The sequence below is a fragment of the Kribbella soli genome (assembly GCF_004331345.1).
Taxonomy (GTDB): domain Bacteria; phylum Actinomycetota; class Actinomycetes; order Propionibacteriales; family Kribbellaceae; genus Kribbella; species Kribbella soli.
The window spans coordinates 259,500-275,743 of sequence record NZ_SJJZ01000001.1 but is presented as its reverse complement, the minus strand read 5'-3'; the positions used below and the strand labels follow the sequence as shown (position 1 = coordinate 275,743).

Sequence of the window (16,244 nt, the reverse complement as noted above, 5' to 3'; positions counted from 1 at the left end):
ATAGGTCCACCTATCGTGGCGCGCTCCTTTGATAGCCACGGTTGTGGACAAGTGGCTCGTCGGGCCATGCGGCTGCGTTGGGTTGTGTGGCCGCATCCCATAGTGCGCCGGGGCGCGGATTTCTACAGTCATCGGCCATGGAGACCCGTCGAGCCCTCGTCACCGGTGCCGCGTCCGGTATCGGCGCCGCGTGCGCCCAGCGCCTGGCCGCGGACGGTGTCCACGTGGTGGCCGTCGACTTCGACCAGGCCGGTCTGGACGCGCTGGACGGCGTTGAGACGGTCGTGGCCGATCTGTCCGACCTGGAGCGGCTGTCCGACCTCCCTACGGACGTGGACATCCTGGTGAACAACGCCGGCGTACAGCAGGTCGCACCGGTCGAGCAGTTCCCGCCGGAGCGGTTCAGCTACATCCTCCGGCTGATGCTGGAGGCGCCGTTCCGGCTGATCCGGCAGACGCTCCCACACATGTACGGCGCCGGCTGGGGCCGTGTGGTGAACATCAGCTCGGTCCACGGGCTCCGCGCCAGCCCGTTCAAGGCGGCGTACGTCGCTGCGAAGCACGGACTGGAAGGACTCAGCAAGGTCGTCGCACTGGAGGGTGCTGCGCACGGGGTGACCAGCAACTGCGTGAACCCGGCGTACGTCCGGACGCCGCTGGTCACCGCGCAACTGGCGGACCAGGCTGCGACACACGGCCTGTCCGAGTCAGAGGTGCTGGACAAGGTCCTGCTCGAGCCGGTCGCGGTGAAGCGGCTGATCGAACCGGCCGAAGTGGCAGAGCTGGTAGCCGTGCTGTGCGGCCCCGCGTCCGCCTCCATCACGGGGAGCTCGTTCGTACTCGACGGCGGCTGGACCGCCCACTAACTGAGGAGTCCGCCCAATGACAGCTACAGAACCAGTGCGTACCCGTTCGTCGATCGTCCGGGTGGTCGGCGCGAGTCTCGTCGGTACGACGGTCGAGTGGTATGACTTCTTCCTGTACGGGGTCGCCGCATCGGTGGTGTTCGGCGACCTCTTCTTCCCCAAAGGCGAGGAGCTCACCGGAACGCTGCTGAGCTTCGCCACGTTCGCGGTCGGTTTCTTCGCCCGTCCGATCGGCGGCGTGGTGTTCGGGCACTTCGGCGACCGGCTGGGCCGCAAGCAGTTGCTGGTGCTGTCGCTGCTCATGATGGGTGTTGCCACGTTCGCGATCGGTCTGCTGCCGACGTACGCACAGGTCGGTGCGCTCGCCCCCATCCTGCTGACAGTGCTTCGGCTCATACAGGGGTTCGCGCTGGGTGGTGAATGGGGAGGCGCGGTACTGATCGTGTCGGAGCATGGTGATCCGGCACGGCGTGGTTTCTGGGCGTCCTGGCCGCAGGCCGGTGCGCCGGCGGGCCAGCTGATCGCAAACGGCGTACTGGCCGGGCTGGCTGCGTTCCAGACGGATGCGGCCTTCAACTCGTGGGGCTGGCGCATTCCGTTCCTGTTGTCCGCAGTACTCGTGCTGGTGGGGCTGTGGGTCCGGCTGCGCATCGAGGAGTCACCTGTCTTCCAGGAGGCGCGCGCTCGTTCGCAGGAGGAGCCGGCGGAAAGGCTTCCGATTCTCGAGGTGCTCACGCGGTACCCACGTGAGGTGCTGACCGCGATGGGTGCGCGGATGGCGGAGAACGTCAGCTACTACATCTTCACCATCGTGATCGCGACGTACGCGAAGGAACACCTCGGCATGGGCAAGTCGTTCGCGCTGAACGCCGTACTGATCGCCGCGGCCGTGCACTTCTTCGCCATTCCGCTCTGGGGCGCGCTGTCCGACCGCATCGGCCGGAAGCCCGTGTACCTCATCGGTGCGGTCGGTGTCGGCGTCTGGGGGTTCCTGTTCATCGCACTGGTGGACACGCGCAACTTCGCACTTGCGACGCTCGCTGTGACAGTCGGTCTGGTATTGCACGGTGCGATGTACGGACCGCAGGCGTCGTTCTTCACCGAGCTGTTCGGGACGCGGGTGCGGTACTCAGGTGTCTCGGTCGGCTACCAGCTCGCATCGATCGTCGCGGGCGGTCTGGCGCCGTTCATCGCGGTCGCGCTGCTGAAGGCGTACGACTCCGGGTACGCGATCGCTGTGTACGTCGCGGCCTGTGCGGTGATCTCGATCGTCGCGGTGACGTCGTACTCCGAAACACATCGCCGGGACCTCACTACGCTGTAGGACCATGGAGGAGCTTCTGCGGCTGCTGGCCGAGGATGCGTCCGGGAGCGAGCTGGCCCGGGCGGCGGGCGAGGACGCGGTGGCACGCGACCTCGCCCTGCGGATCCGGGCGGGCATGGACGCCAGCAAGAAGCGTGAGGCCGAGCTGTCCGCACTGGTCGACGTAGCGCGCGAGCTGGCGTCCGCCCGCGACCCAGGCGGCGTACTGCACACCATCGTCCACCGCGCCCGCACCCTCGTCGGCACTGACGTCGCGTACCTGACTCTGTACGACGAGACCCGTGGCGACACGTACATGCGGGCCACCGACGGCTCCGTCTCTGCCGCGTTCCAGCAGCTGCGATTGCCGCTCGGTGCAGGACTCGGCGGACTGGTCGCGGAGACCTACAAGCCGTACTGGACCGCGGACTACCCGTCGGACCGGCGCTTTCGGCACACCACTCCGATCGACGACGCGGTCGGCGAGGAAGGGCTGGTAGCGATCTGCGGTACGCCGTTGGTGGTGGATGGAGCGTTCGTCGGTGTGTTGTTCGCGTCCAACCGGACACGACGCCCGTTCAGTCGTGACGAGGTGTCGCTGCTCGGTTCACTGGCCACACTGGCCGCGGTGACTCTGGTGCAGGTACGGGCGGCGGCCGAGACTGCTGCGGCGTTGGACCAGCTGTCTGCTGCACACGCAGGCGTCGAGCACGCAGCCGCCGCGCATGACCGTTTTGCAGAGATCGTGTTGTCCGGCGGGGATGTGGACGCCATCGCCGCCGCACTGGCCGAGCTGCTCGACATGTGGGTCGTACTGGTCGATGCCAGCGGCAACGAGCTGGCAGCGGCCGGGAGCGTCCCCGGTACGCCCGTGCCGTGGCAGGAGTCCGAGTCCGGTCGATTGACTCGCATCGGTGACTGCTGGGTCGTGGCAGCGACCGCGAAGCGCGAACGGCTCGGCGCACTGGTCATTGGTGGTGCGGACGACCTGTCCGGCGCAGACCAGCGCATCGTCGAGCGTGCAGCCGTTGTCACCGCACTGGTCCTGCTGTTCCGCCGACAGGCCGCTGAGCAATCCCAACGTGCACAGGCAGACCTGCTGGCCGACGTACTGAGTGGAAGCGCCGATCCACGCGCTCTGACCGATCGACTCCGGTTGCTCGCGCCCAACCATCGGCACGATCGTCTGGTCGTCGCAGTGTGCCGTGGCGACCACACCGCCGTACGTGCTCGGCTGTCCGCACCACTGGAAGACAGACTGGTACTGGCTGGTCCGTACGGCGGGGACCTGGTGTTGCTGTTTGCTCGTACCAGCGCTGCGGCTACCGCCCGCGACCTGTCCGAGCTGGCTAAGCGCACGGGCGTGACGGTCGCTGTCACAGGGCCCGCGACGTGGGGAGAGCCCTTGGTCGAGGCACACCGACAGGCGTCTCGCCTGGTCACCACCATGGTCCGCCTGGGCCGCTTGTGCGAATCTGCCACACCTGACGACCTGGGTGTGGCAGGCCTGGTCGGTGCCTCCGAGATCGACGTACGCACCCACGTGCACCATGTGCTCGGCAAGGTCCTCGACTATGACACGCAGCGAGGCACCGACCTCATCGGCACGCTGCAGGCGTACTTCGCCGCCGGCCAGAGCCCGACCCGGGCCGCCACATCACTCCACATCCACCCCAACACCGTGCAGCAGCGACTCGACCGCATCACCGCCTTGCTGGGTGACGGCTGGCAGTCCCCGGACCGCGCACTGGACGTCCAGGTGGCGCTCCGCCTCCATTCCGCCGTCGGCTGATCTTCACGGCACCAGGACGAGGCGGCCGCGGACCCCTCCCGCGGCAAGGCGCTTGTACGCGTTAGCCACCTCGTCCAGGTGGTAGGTCTCGGCGACTCGAGTTGAGATGACGCCTGCTTCGACCAGTCTCTTGAGCTCTTCCAGGTCGTCGCGGTTGGTGTGGACGAACAGTTGCTCCACCGTGATGCCACGGAGCTGCGGTGGTCGTGGACCTCCCTGCAGGTGGACGTGACGGCCGCCGTTGCGCACTGCCTCCTGTGCAGCGATTCCAACGACGGCGGCGTCCACAACGCCATCCACGCCAGCGGGCGCGATCCGTCGTACCGCTGCCGCCACGTCCCCGTTCCGATCGACGAAGTGGTCCGCGCCAAGCCGTCGTACGAGCTCCTCGTCATGTGCTGCTGCGCTGGCGATCACCGTTTGACCGGCGTGCTTGGCGAGCTCCACGGCGTACCCGCCGACACCGCCGGCAGCCCCGGTCACGAGGACGGTCTCTCCCGGCAGCGCCTTGACGGCTTGTAGCGCAGTCAGCCCGTTGAGTCCGAACGTGGACGCTCTGGTCAGCTCTACGCCCTCCGGTGCGCGCACCACTGCGTCGGCGTCCAGTACGACGTACTCCGCGTGCGTCTTGAGCGTCTGGGCGAGAAGGTCCGCGACCCCGATCACGGTGTCACCAACCTGGGCCTGGGAGCCGGGGCCGACCGCGTCCACCGTGCCCGCCACATCCCAGCCGAGACCAAACTGCTCTCGCGGCGCCGTCAGGCCGAACTCGACCAGCACCCCGGTACTCACCGCCACATCCACCGGGTTGACCGCGGCCGCGGCGACCTTGATCCGGACCTGGCCCACGGCCGGCTCAGGTACGTCGGTCTCGATCAACTCGATCGCATCGGGCCCGTCGAGACGCCGGGCTACAACTGCGCGCATATCGTTCTCTCCTCGTGGTGTCTGGAATCTGCACCACTCTCGGAGAGCTACTCTCTCTTGGGAAGTACGCACTTCGGAGTGCGTACCGCACGACGAGGAGAGCCATGCCGACCCGCACCGCATCCCAGCTCCGCGAAGAGGCAGCGCGCGAGTACGACGCGTTCCTCGCGACCTGTCCCGCGCGGCAACTCCTCGACCGCATCAGCGACAAGTGGGTGACGCTGGTACTGACCGCCCTCGCGGATGGCCCGCAGCGCTACTCCGACCTGTCCCGCCGCATCGCCGGCGTCAGCCAGAAGATGCTGACCCAGACCCTCCGCTCACTGGAACGCGACGGTCTGCTGACCCGCTCGGTCACCCCGTCCGTCCCCGTCCGCGTCGACTACGACCTGACGCCACTGGGCCGCACCCTTATGCCGCTCATCGCCGCCATCAAGTCGTGGGCCGAATCCCACATGCCCGAAGTAACCACCGCCCGCACCACCTACGACGCGAGCACCCTCGCATGACCAACTCGAACAGCCCCGACGACCGCGTCGTGTCGGATAGCGCCGACCGGCGGATTGTGGAGTCGGACGGGTCCGATCGTCGGGTTGTGGTGGTTGTCGTGCCGGCCGCCGGGACCTGGGCTCCGCCAGGCCGGAACCCTGACGCGTGGCGGTTGGCGATGGCGGAGGACACGTACGAAGTCATCGCCGCGCTCGACCGGGTCGATGTCGCGGCAGCGGTCGCCGGCGACGAGAATGCAGTGACCGAGGTCCGCGCACTGACCTGGCCCGGCACTCCGACGTACGCCGTCGATCCCGATCGACCCGTCCTGCATGCGGTGGAACTAGCCGGACCCGCCGCCGCGGTGGTCGCCGTGTCGCACGACGTACCCGACCTTCCCGGGCTGCTCATCGGCAAGCTGTTCCGCGCCTTGAGCAACGCCGACGTCGCCGTCACGCCTGCCGAGGACGGCACACTGGCGGCGGTCGGCGTCAAGCTCCCCGTCGCCGACTGGGTCGTGGAACTCGCCCCGACCTTCGACACCCCGCTCGAACTCCTCGAGGCCCGCAAACCCCGCCGCCACGCCGTCGCGATCGGCCCCGGCTGGCACCGTCTGCGATCGAACGCTGACCTAGCGCGACTGGATCCCGGCCTTGAAGGCTGGGATGCCACAAGATCCCTACTTCGTCACGCCTGACCCGTCACCTTGTCCCCACCCGCTCGTTCACCATGCAACGGGGAAGCTCCAACCGATCGCCGATGCCGTTCAGGGGCGGCACCCGACGACAACCCGACCGCACCGGGGGGATGCGGCTCGGGCCTGCCACACAACGGGGATCGCACCACAACGGGCGTGCCGCAGTCGGGGGACTGCGCACACCGGCCGCACCACGGGGACACGGGGAACGCAAGAGAACGCTGTACCAACGGGGAATCACGGGGAACGCAGTACAACCAGGGACAGACACGGGGGTACCTGGAAGCGCTACGCCAGTAGTCGATCACTGCTCGGCGTAGCGCGTCGGTGGAACACACGCGGACGGCTGAAACCGCTGTACCAGCAGGTGATCACAACACGGGGGCAGTACGACGGGAGCTACCGGAACCGCCGTACGGCAGAGGAACACACGCGGACAGCCGAAACCGCCTGCACCAGCAGGCGACCGCGCCACGGGGGCGGCACGGCGGGGCGAAGGACGTACGGGGATGACGGGAAACGCAGTGTCAGCGGCGAGCACGGCGCGGGGGTGCGGTGCTTACGGGGGTGAGGTACGAGGGATCGCAGGGCTGAGGTGGGGAGTGCCCTGCTGTGGGGAGGTGGGCCGGCTGATTCGAGCCGGCCCACAAGCCTGTGCCCTTCCGCTCGCCCCGGCGCGCCCCACAGCCGCGTCGGTGGTGTGGGCGGCCGAGTTGCACGGTTCAGCCGGGTGACGTCAGGGCTGGAAGATTTGCTGGTGGGCTCGGGTTGCGAGGGCTTGGACGCTGGTGTCGGTGTCGGCCGGCAGGGCGTTCAGCGGGAACCACGCGAGGTCGTCCGACTCGTCGCTGACGACGTACTCCGTGGTTGTCGCGGTGACCAGGAACTGCACGTCGAGGTGGTACGCACCAGCGCACCCGCCGGCGTGGAGCAGATGGCGGGAGAGCTGGAGCGGTTCGCGGCTCACCGTCAGACCCGGGAGCCCGGACTCCTCAGCCGCTTCCCGTAGGGCAGCGCCGCTGAGTGTGGTGTCGCCGGGCTCGCAATGGCCGCCGAGTTGGAGCCATCGGCCGACTGTCTTGTGCAACGTCAGCAAGGTGTTCTGACCCGTGCCATCGACAACCAGAGCGCTGGCCGTCACATGCTCCGGCCGGCAACTGCGCCACATCCCGTCCGGATGCGTCGCCAGGTGCCGCAGGTAGTGCGCCCGCAACTCCTCCTGCTCCGCGTCGGGCGCACGCCACCCCTCCAAAACCTCAACCGCATCCCCATGAAGCATTCCGCAAGTCTCCCCACCCCCACCCGAACGCTCCCAGCCGGGGTCCTACAACCACTACTTGGTGGGGCTGTCTCCGTCGTCGTCCTGGGGCTTCTCTGACGTTTCTTCGTTGAGGAAGTCGCTGATGTCGATGTCCGAGAGTTCGCCGGCGTGCTGAGCGAAGCCGATCGGGTCGTCCAGGTCGCTGGTGCTCGGCATCAGGTCCGGGTGGGACCAGAGGTTGTCCCGGCCGTCGACACCGCGGGCGTCACGGACGGCGGCCCACAGGTTCGCGGCGTCACGCAGGCGGCGCGGCCGCAGTTGGAGACCGACGAGGGTCGCGAACGTCTGCTCGGCCGGACCACCGGCGGCGCGGCGACGCCGTACCGTCTCGGCGAGCTGCACCCCAGCGGGCATCCGGTCCTTGGTGGCCTGCCGGACGACGTCGTCGACCCAGCCCTCGACCAGGGCCAGCGTGGTCTCGAGCCGGACGAGCGCCGCCTTCTGCTGCTCCGAGTCCTCGGGCTCGAACAGGCCGCCGGCGAGCGCTTCCTGCATGGCTTCGGGGTTCTGCGGGTCGATGTCGGCCATCGCCCGCTCGATCTTGCCGGTGTCGACCTCGATCCCGGCCGCGTAGTCGGCGACCGCGGCCAGCAGGTGCTGGCGCAGCCACGGCACCCCGGCGTACAGCCGCTGGTGCGCGACCTCACGCAGCGCGAGGTACAACCTGACGTCCTCGTCGGTCAGCCCGAGGCCGTCGGCGAACTTCGCCACGTTGTCCGGCAGCAGGATCGCCTGGCCGGTCGGACCCAGCGGAAGCCCGATGTCGGACGAGCTGACGACCTCGCCGGCGAGTTCCCCGAGACCCTGACCGACTTGCGCTCCGAAGACGGAACCGCCCAGCTGCCGCAGCATCCCCGCCATCGGACCGGCGAACTGCTGCGCCTCGGCGGGCAGCGCGTTGCCCATCGCACCCGCGACGTGCTCCGCGACCGGATCGACGATCGTCTGCCAGACCGGGAGCGTGTTCTCGACCCACTCGGCACGGCTCCAGGCCGCGGAGGTCGCGGACACCTCGGGCAGGGTGGTCGCGTCGTCCAGCCAGTGCTCGGCGAGGCGGACCGCGTCGGCGACGCGATCGCTGTCGGCGGACGTCATCGAGCGGTCTCCGGCGGTGGAGACGGTCTTGCGGGCAATGTCCTTGGCCAGGTCCCAGTTCACCGGCTTGCCGTCGGTCGACCCGCTCAGCATCTGCTGGACCTGCGCGAAGATCGCGTTCAGGTCCGGGGTGCCGCCCGCGCCGGCCGCACCGGAGAACTGCTGGAACATGGCCTCGAACGGCGTTCCCTTGAACGGGTTGTCCGGGTTGTCCGGTTCGTCGCTCATCGGAGGGCCTTCCTGTGCGGGTGGGGCGTACAACTCCAACGTACTGGTTCCGTCCATCAGTTCCTCGCTCGGTGAACGCACAACCGTCCCTGTTCGCCGCCGGCAGAGCCCCGAACCCGGCGCGGCAGGTAGGTGAGGAAGGCAACAGTCTCTCCCGGTGCACGCCGCACCACGCACCGCAGCCCCGTACTCCGGGACGCGGAAAGGGAGGGGATGTCCTGGAAATGGAGGGCGGGAGGGAGAATTGCGATGCGGGGGATGCAATGGTGTGGTGTGAGCGTGGAGACCTGGCCGGAATGAGGAACGGATGAGCGACGCGATCAGACTGCTGGACATTCGCGACAGTGCGTTGTCCAGTGACGAGGTGCTGGCGGCTGTCGCGGACCCGACGGCGGGCGGAACCGCGCTTTTTATCGGCACTGTGCGCAACCACGACCAGGAGAAGCCGGTCGATCGCTTGAGCTACGAGGCGCACCCGGACGCGCTGGAGCACCTGCGAAAGGTTGCGCAGCGTATCTGCGACGACCCCGCGGTGACCGCGCTGGCCGCCGTCCACCGGACCGGGGACCTGGTGATCGGGGACGCCGCCGTGATCGTGGCGGTGGCGGCGTCGCACCGGGATGTGGCGTTCACCGCCTGCCGGCAGTTGATCGACGACCTCAAGGCGGAGGTCCCGATTTGGAAACACCAGCGCTTCACCGACGGTGGCAGCGAGTGGGTCGGCGCTCACTGACACGTACGCTGGGCGCATGAAGGTGGCCGGATGAAGGTTTTGGCGTGGCTGGCGTTCCCGCTGATCGCCACGCTGCTGGCGATGTGCTGGGCCGCATGGCGCGGTTGGCGCAGCCGTGAGCGCCGCCGGTCCGGCGGTGCCTTCGCCTCGGTCGAAGACTTCCGCCGCTTCAACGCCGCGCTCGCCGCGCCAGGCCCACGGGCCACTCCGGAACGTCGCCGTGGCCTGGGTCGTCGTAACCATCAGCCGGTCTCTTCCGAGGTCCGTAGCTCCGGCTCCAAGATCGCAGGGCAGGGTTCGTGACACGTCGTACCGCCACATTGGTCACCTCGATCGTTGTGCTTGTCGTCTCGCTGGGGCTGGTCACCGCGTTCCCGGTGCCGTTCGTCTCGTTCAGCCCCGGGCCGGTCAAGGACACTCTGGGATCGACGAAGAACAAGCCGGTCGTCGAGATCACCGGCCACGACACGTTCCCGACCACGGGCCAGCTCGACCTGACGACTGTGTCCGTGACCTCGCCGGACCGGCAGCTGACCCTGCCGCAGGCGATGCGGAACTGGCTCGACCCGCACCACGACCTGTTCCCGCGCGAAATCATCTATCCGCCGGACCAGAGTGCCGACGAGGTCGAGCAGCAGAACACCGCGGAGATGACCGGCTCGCAGGACAGCGCGGTCGCGGCCGCGCTGCAGGCGGCGAAGGTCCCGTTCCACACGAAGGTCTCGACGGTCGCGGACAACTCGCCGGCGCAGGGCAAGTTGAAGGCCGGCGACATCGTGCTGGCCGTCGACGGTCAGACGGTGACGCAGGTCCCGCAGGTCGGCGAGTTCGTCCGCAAGCACAAGGTCGGCGAGAACGTCGTCTTCCTGATCCGCCGCGGCACCGCCGAGCAGACCGTCCAAGTGAAGACCGCCGCGACGCCCGGTGACGAGACCCGGCCGATGGTGGGGATCACGATCGGCGTCGACTCGCAGGTGAAGGTGACGGTCAACCTCGGGCAGGACATCGGTGGTCCCAGTGCGGGCACCGCGTTCGCCCTGGCCATCTACGACAAGCTGACCCCGGGCGCCCTGCTGAACGGGAAGCACGTCGCCGGAACCGGCACGATCGACGCGCTCGGCCAGGTCGGCGCGATCGGCGGTATCCAGCAGAAGATCGCCGGCGCCAGGAATGACGGCGCGACGGTGTTCCTGGTCCCGGCGCCGAACTGCGCGGCCGCACTGCACGCGGACGTGAACGGCATCCAATTGGTGAAGATCAGCACGCTGACCGACGCCATCAGCGCCCTGCAGGCGCTCGCCGACGGCAAGGGAGATGTCCCGTCGTGCAGCCAATGAACGATAGGTACGAACCGGTGAGCCGAAGGGAAGATCTGCCGGCATGGATTCCGTAGGCACGCTGCCACCGGACGCGCTCAGCCGCGCGGTGGTCGAGATCGAGAAGCACGTGAGCAGCGCGGGCTGGGACCAGCCCGCGCAGTTGTTCGCGCTGGTTCCGACGGCGGACCTGCTCCGCGCCGAACCCAACCTTGCCGCCGAACTCGGCGCCGAGGACGCGTCGCAGCCGCTGACCCCGGTCGCCCAGGGCGAGCTTCCCGGCGGTGTCGAGGACGATCGCCTCGCCGACACGCTGGGCCGGATCGAATGGCCGGAGGGCGTCGCCGGATGCGCTTTGGCGATCGAGCGGATCGTGTTGCCGGCGGCGGCCGAGTCCGGCCTGTCCAGCGTCGAGTCGGACGCCGAACTGGCCCGGCTGGCCGGTAGCGATCCGCGCCGGCACGAGGTCCGGATGGTCGCGGCGGTGCTCCGGGAAGGCACCCGGTTCGGAGCCGTCCGGTTGCGTGCCCACGACGAGGACGGTGCAGTGCTCACCGGTGTCGACTTGGTCCCCACGCTGTGCGAAGTACTGTCTTTGACATTCGAACCTTCGGCCGGCATCCGGTCCGGCCAGGGTCCTGGGGTCGACGGCATGAGCGACGACGAGGAGAACCGACCATGAGCGACGGCGTCTATGACATGCCGGAAGAGCCGCCGGCCCGCAGGACCCGGCGAACAGGCGGACGCCCCCGCGCTCTGCTGCCGACGATCGCCACGCTGATCGTCCTGCTCATCCTCTTCAGCGTCTTCACCGACGTCTGGACCCAGCGGCTCTGGTACCGATCGGTCGACCTCGGCTCGGTGTTCAGCACCGTGCTCGGCACCCGCGTACTGCTGTTCGTGATCGTCGGTCTTCTGATGGCGGCCGCGGTCGTCGCGAACGTCATCGTCGCCTTCCGCACCCGGCCTCGGGTGGCACTCGCCCCGTCGCCCAGCCCCGGCTTCGAGCGGTACGGCGATCTGCTGCAGCAGCACGGGAAGATCGCGGTCGGTGTCGTCGCGACCCTGATGCTGGTCTTCGGCGGCTCGGCAGCGTCGGGGGAGTGGAAGGTCTTCCTGGCCTGGCGGAACCGGACCCCGTTCGGCGTCACCGACAAGCACTTCAACAAGGACATCGCGTTCTTCGTCTTCGACTACCCTTGGCTGCGCGTGCTGCTCGGCTTCGGCTACTCGATCGTCCTGCTGTCGCTGGTCGCCGCGATCATCACCCACTACCTGTACGGCGGCTTCCGCCCGTCCGCCAAGGGCCAGAAGGCCTCCGGCGCGGCGCAGGTGCAGTTCTCGGTGCTGCTCGGTCTGCTCGTCCTGCTCAAGGCCTTCAGCTACTGGCTGGACCGCTTCGGTCTCACGACCTCGGACGCCAAGCTCTTCACCGGTGTCTCCTATACCGGCGACAACGCCATCCTGCCGAGCAAGGAGATCCTGGCCGTCATAGCGGTCCTGTGTGCTGTCCTGTTCTTCGCCAACGTGGTCCGCCGGACCTGGCTGCTTCCCGGCGTGGGCACGGTCGTGCTGATCCTGTCGGCGATCCTCCTCGGTGCGCTCTGGCCGGCCGCGCTCCAGCAGTTGCGGGTGCGACCGAGCGAGCCGGTGAAGGAAGCGCCGTACATCAAGAAGAACATCGATGCCACGCGCCAGGCGTACGGGCTCGAGGACACCGACGTCACCGAATACAAGGCGAAGAGCACGGCGAAGCCGGAGGACCTGACGGCGGATGCCGAGGTCCTGCCGGGTATCCGGCTGATCGACCCGACCGTGATCGGACCGACCTTCGAGCAACTCCAGCAGGTCCGTGGCTTTTACTCGTTCCCGACGGATCTCGACGTCGACCGGTACAAGATCAAGGGCAAGGTCAACGACACGGTCATCGCGGTCCGCGAGGTCCAGGTCGACCGGCTGCCGGCCGGTCAGCGCAACTGGAACAACGACCACACCGTCTACACCCACGGCTACGGAGTCGTCGCCGCAAACGGGAACCAGTCGCAGGGCGGTACTCCGGTGTGGACCGAGAAGGACCTGCCACCGACCGGCGATCTCGGCGAGTACGAGCCGCGGATCTACTTCGGTGAGCAGTCGCCGGACTACTCGATCGTCGGCGCCCCTGAGGGCGGCCAGAAGGTCGAGCTCGACACGCCGGAAGGAAAGACCGGCGGCGACCCGACGCTGAACACCTATGAAGGCAAGGGCGGCGTCCCGATCGGCTCGTTCGGCAACCGGTTGCTGTATGCAACAAAATTCCGGGATGCGAACCTCCTGCTGTCCAGCCGGGTGAACCCGGAATCGAAGATCCTCTACGACCGCACTCCGCGCGAGCGGGTCGAGAAGGCGGCACCGTGGCTGACGCCGGACGGTGACCCGTACCCGGCGATCGTCGACGGCCAGGTGGTCTGGATCGTCGACGGCTACACCACCTCGGACAACTACCCGTACTCCGAGAAGGTCGACCTCGACGTCAGCACCAGGGACACCACGACCGGCCGCGGGACGATCGCTCAGCAACCGAGCGAGAAGATCAACTACATCCGCAACTCGGTCAAGGCGGTCGTCAACGCCTACGACGGCTCGGTCGAGCTGTACGCCTGGGACGACAAGGACCCGGTGCTGAAGACCTGGATGAAGGCGTTCCCAGGCACGGTCAAGCCGCGCTCTGACATCTCGCCGGACCTGATGTCGCACCTGCGCTACCCGGAGGACATGTTCAAGGTGCAGCGCGACCTGCTCGCGAAGTACCACGTCCAGGACGCCGGCACTTGGTACCAGAACAGCGACCTGTGGCGGGTTCCGGACGACCCGACCGCGGTCTCCTCCGGTGGTGACTCGGCGACGCATATCAGCCAGCCTCCCTTCTATCTCTCATTGCGGATGCCCGATCAGACCGAGCCGAAGTTCTCGCTGACGTCGGTGTACGTGCCGAACGGCGAACGGGAGAACCTGACTGCGTTCGTGGCCGTCGATGCCGAGGCCACCTCGCCGGACTACGGCAAGTTCCGGGTCCTGCGATTGCCGGGGAACCTGCAGATACCTGGTCCGGGGCAGGTCTACAACAAGTTCCAGACTGACGAAGGCATCAGACAGGCGTTGCTGCCGATCAACCAGCCGAACAGCGGAGCAAGAGCGCAGTACGGCAACTTGCTGACGTTGCCGCTCGGCGGTGGTCTGCTCTACGTCCAGCCGGTCTACTCGGTGCGCACCAGCGGGCAGGGTAGTTATCCCGTACTGCGGTACGTCCTGGTGTCCTTCGGCGACAGCGTCGCCTACGGCGGGACGCTGCAGGAAGCCCTCACCAAGGTCTTCAAAACCAGCGTCGACACCGGTGAGCTGCCTCCAGGAACCGAGAAGCCGCCTACGACACAGCAGCCGAACCAGACGGTCAAGCAGGCCATCGCCGACGCACAGGCCGCATGGACCCGGGCACAGACAGCCCTCAAGAACGGCGACCTTGCGGGCTACCAGACGAACCTCAACCAGATGAAGGCCGCGCTCGACCGTGCCGCTGCCGGTGCAGCGGAGACGCCGACCACGACACCATCGGCGTCGCCGTCCGCGAATCCGTCGAACCCACCGGGCTCGACGACACCGACGAGCCCACCGACCTCACCGACAGGCTGAGTCGCAAGGTGGTTCCCGGGGCGGCGACACCGACATCAGTCGGCGTCGCCGCCCCGTTGGTTTCGCCGTTCGTTTCGCCGGGGTGGTTGCCTACGGCATCAGGTCGTCGGCTCCGGGTGGAACCCGGCCGCGGTATCGAGAACGTCCTCGTCGGTGAAGCGATCGTGATCGATCGTGACCTCGGCCGCGACGCCGGGCTCGATGAAGTAGAACACCTCGTTGCCGGCGAACAGAGCGTCGTACCCGCCGACCTTGACCGGCTCGAGCTGCCAGTCGCCTGGCTCCTTCTCCTCGTACTCGACGAGGAAGTCCTTCACGGCTTCGAGATCGGTGAGTTTCTCGCCACGGAGGGTCTTCACGGTCAGGTCGACCTTGAACGCTCCCTCCGAATCCGGCCCGGTCTCCCAGACCCGGCTGTGGAAGGACACGTCCTCCCACTCGTACTCGAAGTCGCTCGGCGTGCCGAGGCCGTCGGGAAGGTTCTCGATCACGAAGCCGTCCAAGGTGCCAGCCCTTTGCTCGGTCGATGGATGTGCCGCGGAGTACGTCGACGACGGCGTGAACTCTGCTGCTGAGGCAGGAACTGTCGCCGAGAGCCCCAGTGCGGCCAGGAAGACCGCGCTCCCGGTCACGATACGGCGGGCGGACGGCACGGCTCGGGAACGAAGCGATGAACGCGACATGGCTGCCTCCTGGAAACGGCGGCGCCCCGCCTGCTGCGAGACGCCCTTCGTGACCAAGAAGGTGCAGCGATCGTCCCTCGCCTGAACCGACGAGTTCGGATCTGTGGACAACCTCGCGGTCAGTGCCCGATCAGCCGGTGCAGCCGGTGGAACGTCTGCTGGAACCCGAGCCGCGGCCAGGCTCGCGACGACAGCAGGTTCGTCACCCGCCAGTCGGTCACGACCGACGTGTACCCGGTCTGCGCCGACCACTGCAGCACGGCCTCGCCCAGCGCGCGCCCGGCCCCGAGCCCGCGAGCCGACGGCAGGACCGCCGCGAACCCGAGGAACCCCGCGTTGTCCGGTTTCGCGAGCCCATTGTGCGCACTCGACTTGTCCAGCGAGCAGCCGATCGACGAGCCGATGACCTCCCCGTTGTACGAGGCAACGAAGGTCGCGTAGTCGAGGTCGTCGATCGACTCCTCCCAGTCCGCCACCGCTTCCTCGAGAGTCGGCAGCTCCCCGGACGAGAACACCGGCGACAACCGCTGATGCCGGGGCAGTTCGAGATCGAGCTCCGCGAGTACAGGGATGTCCGCACGCACGGCACGTCGTACGACGAGATCCGGTGGCGGCAGGAGGGGAGAGTCAGGCACAGCGCGGACGGCGTGCGCATGCTGCGAACCGAACGCGAGGCGGAACCACGCGTCGATCAGCGCGGGGTCGTCAGGCACCAGCACGTACTGCGCGATGCGGCCGTCGTCGACCCACTTCGCTGCGGCGGCGCCGTACAGGTCGCGAATGTGTTCTGGCTCACGTACGGCGTGACCGGCGGCCTCGACCCAGATGTTCGGACCCCAGACCGGGGACTGCTTCGGAGCGGCCAGCAGATAACCGGTGATCTCGCCGCCTTCGACCATGACAGCGCCGGACGCGCCCTCGGTCTCCCAGGCAGCCGTCACCTCGACCAGCGCGAGCTGCTCGTCCTCGTAGTCAGCGGGAAGCAACGGGTGACGCTTGCGATGCTCCTGATGCCGCTCGGCGAGCAGGCCGGCCGCAGCCGGTAGATCCGCCTCCTCGAACGGGCGAATGACGTGTCGGGACATACTCGGACGGTACGCCGCCGCACCCTCGGCAGACACGGGT

15 protein-coding genes are annotated in these 16,244 nt (G+C 67.9%); 10 read left to right on the top strand and 5 right to left on the bottom strand.

Annotated features, from left to right (window positions below):
• Positions 1-137 precede the first annotated feature (137 nt).
• From E0H45_RS01360 to E0H45_RS01350, 3 genes are read left to right on the top strand one after another with little or no spacing between them, the layout of a single operon-like run.
• Positions 138-866: a 3-hydroxybutyrate dehydrogenase gene (locus E0H45_RS01360; protein WP_131334437.1), complete on the top strand. Its 729-nt coding sequence runs from the start codon at positions 138-140 to the stop codon at positions 864-866.
• Between the two features lie 16 nt (positions 867-882).
• A complete protein-coding gene (locus E0H45_RS01355) occupies positions 883-2,190 on the top strand; it encodes an MFS transporter (RefSeq protein ID WP_131334436.1) in 1,308 nt (435 codons plus the stop codon).
• 4 nt (positions 2,191-2,194) lie between these two features.
• The gene (locus E0H45_RS01350; RefSeq protein WP_131334435.1) at positions 2,195-3,961 is read left to right on the top strand and encodes a helix-turn-helix domain-containing protein; all 1,767 of its coding nucleotides are present in this window, start codon (positions 2,195-2,197) and stop codon (positions 3,959-3,961) included.
• A 3-nt stretch (positions 3,962-3,964) separates the two neighbouring features.
• On the opposite strand, the gene E0H45_RS01345 is transcribed toward E0H45_RS01350, so the two are convergent.
• Positions 3,965-4,888, bottom strand: a complete 924-nt coding sequence (locus E0H45_RS01345; RefSeq protein ID WP_131334434.1) for an NADP-dependent oxidoreductase — start codon at positions 4,886-4,888, stop codon at positions 3,965-3,967.
• 104 nt (positions 4,889-4,992) lie between these two features.
• Between E0H45_RS01345 and E0H45_RS01340 the strand changes: the two genes are divergently transcribed.
• Positions 4,993-5,397, top strand: coding sequence for a winged helix-turn-helix transcriptional regulator (locus E0H45_RS01340; protein WP_131334433.1), 405 nt, complete (start codon positions 4,993-4,995; stop codon positions 5,395-5,397).
• Entirely contained in the window at positions 5,394-6,074 is a 681-nt protein-coding gene (locus tag E0H45_RS01335) for a DUF2064 domain-containing protein (protein WP_202872167.1), read from the top strand. The genes E0H45_RS01340 and E0H45_RS01335 overlap by 4 nt, the downstream gene beginning before the upstream one ends.
• Positions 6,075-6,810: 736 nt before the next feature.
• On the opposite strand, the gene E0H45_RS01330 is transcribed toward E0H45_RS01335, so the two are convergent.
• Positions 6,811-7,326 carry an NUDIX hydrolase gene (locus tag E0H45_RS01330; RefSeq protein WP_238154736.1) on the bottom strand — a complete coding sequence of 172 codons (516 nt, stop codon included), beginning with the start codon at positions 7,324-7,326 and terminating at the stop codon, positions 6,811-6,813.
• A gap of 81 nt (positions 7,327-7,407) precedes the next feature.
• The gene (locus E0H45_RS01325) at positions 7,408-8,718 is read right to left on the bottom strand and encodes a zinc-dependent metalloprotease (protein ID WP_131334431.1); all 1,311 of its coding nucleotides are present in this window, start codon (positions 8,716-8,718) and stop codon (positions 7,408-7,410) included.
• Positions 8,719-9,025: 307 nt separating this feature from the next.
• Here E0H45_RS01325 and E0H45_RS01320 point away from each other — a divergent pair, with 307 nt between their 5' ends.
• The 5 genes from E0H45_RS01320 to E0H45_RS01300 are packed head-to-tail and all read left to right on the top strand — an operon-like array spanning position 9,026 to position 14,436.
• Positions 9,026-9,451, top strand: a complete 426-nt coding sequence (locus tag E0H45_RS01320) for a molybdenum cofactor biosynthesis protein MoaE (RefSeq protein WP_131334430.1) — start codon at positions 9,026-9,028, stop codon at positions 9,449-9,451.
• 30 nt (positions 9,452-9,481) lie between these two features.
• Positions 9,482-9,754, top strand: a complete 273-nt coding sequence (locus E0H45_RS01315) for a hypothetical protein (RefSeq protein WP_238154735.1) — start codon at positions 9,482-9,484, stop codon at positions 9,752-9,754.
• Entirely contained in the window at positions 9,751-10,788 is a 1,038-nt protein-coding gene (locus E0H45_RS01310) for a YlbL family protein (protein ID WP_131334429.1), read from the top strand. The genes E0H45_RS01315 and E0H45_RS01310 overlap by 4 nt, the downstream gene beginning before the upstream one ends.
• A 43-nt stretch (positions 10,789-10,831) precedes the next feature.
• A complete protein-coding gene (locus E0H45_RS01305) occupies positions 10,832-11,449 on the top strand; it encodes a PPA1309 family protein (RefSeq protein WP_202872166.1) in 618 nt (205 codons plus the stop codon).
• Complete coding sequence (locus E0H45_RS01300; RefSeq protein ID WP_131334428.1) at positions 11,446-14,436, top strand: UPF0182 family membrane protein; 2,991 nt, start codon at positions 11,446-11,448, stop codon at positions 14,434-14,436. The genes E0H45_RS01305 and E0H45_RS01300 overlap by 4 nt, the downstream gene beginning before the upstream one ends.
• Before the next feature lie 98 nt (positions 14,437-14,534).
• Here E0H45_RS01300 and E0H45_RS01295 read toward each other — a convergent pair whose 3' ends face one another.
• Entirely contained in the window at positions 14,535-15,119 is a 585-nt protein-coding gene (locus E0H45_RS01295) for a hypothetical protein (protein WP_131334427.1), read from the bottom strand.
• Between the two features lie 119 nt (positions 15,120-15,238).
• Complete coding sequence (locus tag E0H45_RS01290) at positions 15,239-16,204, bottom strand: GNAT family N-acetyltransferase (RefSeq protein WP_131334426.1); 966 nt, start codon at positions 16,202-16,204, stop codon at positions 15,239-15,241.
• Positions 16,205-16,244: the final 40 nt, after the last annotated feature.

Excerpts from the sequence above, each read along its gene's own strand:
- E0H45_RS01335 (WP_202872167.1), top strand. The coding sequence starts at position 5,394 with ATGACCAACTCGAACAGCCCCGACGACCGCGTCGTGTCGGATAGCGCC.
- E0H45_RS01315 (WP_238154735.1), top strand. The coding sequence starts at position 9,482 with ATGAAGGTTTTGGCGTGGCTGGCGTTCCCGCTGATCGCCACGCTGCTG.
- E0H45_RS01290 (WP_131334426.1), bottom strand. The coding sequence starts at position 16,204 with ATGTCCCGACACGTCATTCGCCCGTTCGAGGAGGCGGATCTACCGGCT.
- E0H45_RS01325 (WP_131334431.1), bottom strand. The coding sequence starts at position 8,718 with ATGAGCGACGAACCGGACAACCCGGACAACCCGTTCAAGGGAACGCCG.
- E0H45_RS01350 (WP_131334435.1), top strand. The coding sequence starts at position 2,195 with ATGGAGGAGCTTCTGCGGCTGCTGGCCGAGGATGCGTCCGGGAGCGAG.
- E0H45_RS01340 (WP_131334433.1), top strand. The coding sequence starts at position 4,993 with ATGCCGACCCGCACCGCATCCCAGCTCCGCGAAGAGGCAGCGCGCGAG.
- E0H45_RS01305 (WP_202872166.1), top strand. The coding sequence starts at position 10,832 with ATGGATTCCGTAGGCACGCTGCCACCGGACGCGCTCAGCCGCGCGGTG.
- E0H45_RS01345 (WP_131334434.1), bottom strand. The coding sequence starts at position 4,888 with ATGCGCGCAGTTGTAGCCCGGCGTCTCGACGGGCCCGATGCGATCGAG.
- E0H45_RS01360 (WP_131334437.1), top strand. The coding sequence starts at position 138 with ATGGAGACCCGTCGAGCCCTCGTCACCGGTGCCGCGTCCGGTATCGGC.
- E0H45_RS01295 (WP_131334427.1), bottom strand. The coding sequence starts at position 15,119 with ATGTCGCGTTCATCGCTTCGTTCCCGAGCCGTGCCGTCCGCCCGCCGT.
- E0H45_RS01320 (WP_131334430.1), top strand. The coding sequence starts at position 9,026 with ATGAGCGACGCGATCAGACTGCTGGACATTCGCGACAGTGCGTTGTCC.
- E0H45_RS01355 (WP_131334436.1), top strand. The coding sequence starts at position 883 with ATGACAGCTACAGAACCAGTGCGTACCCGTTCGTCGATCGTCCGGGTG.
- E0H45_RS01300 (WP_131334428.1), top strand. The coding sequence starts at position 11,446 with ATGAGCGACGGCGTCTATGACATGCCGGAAGAGCCGCCGGCCCGCAGG.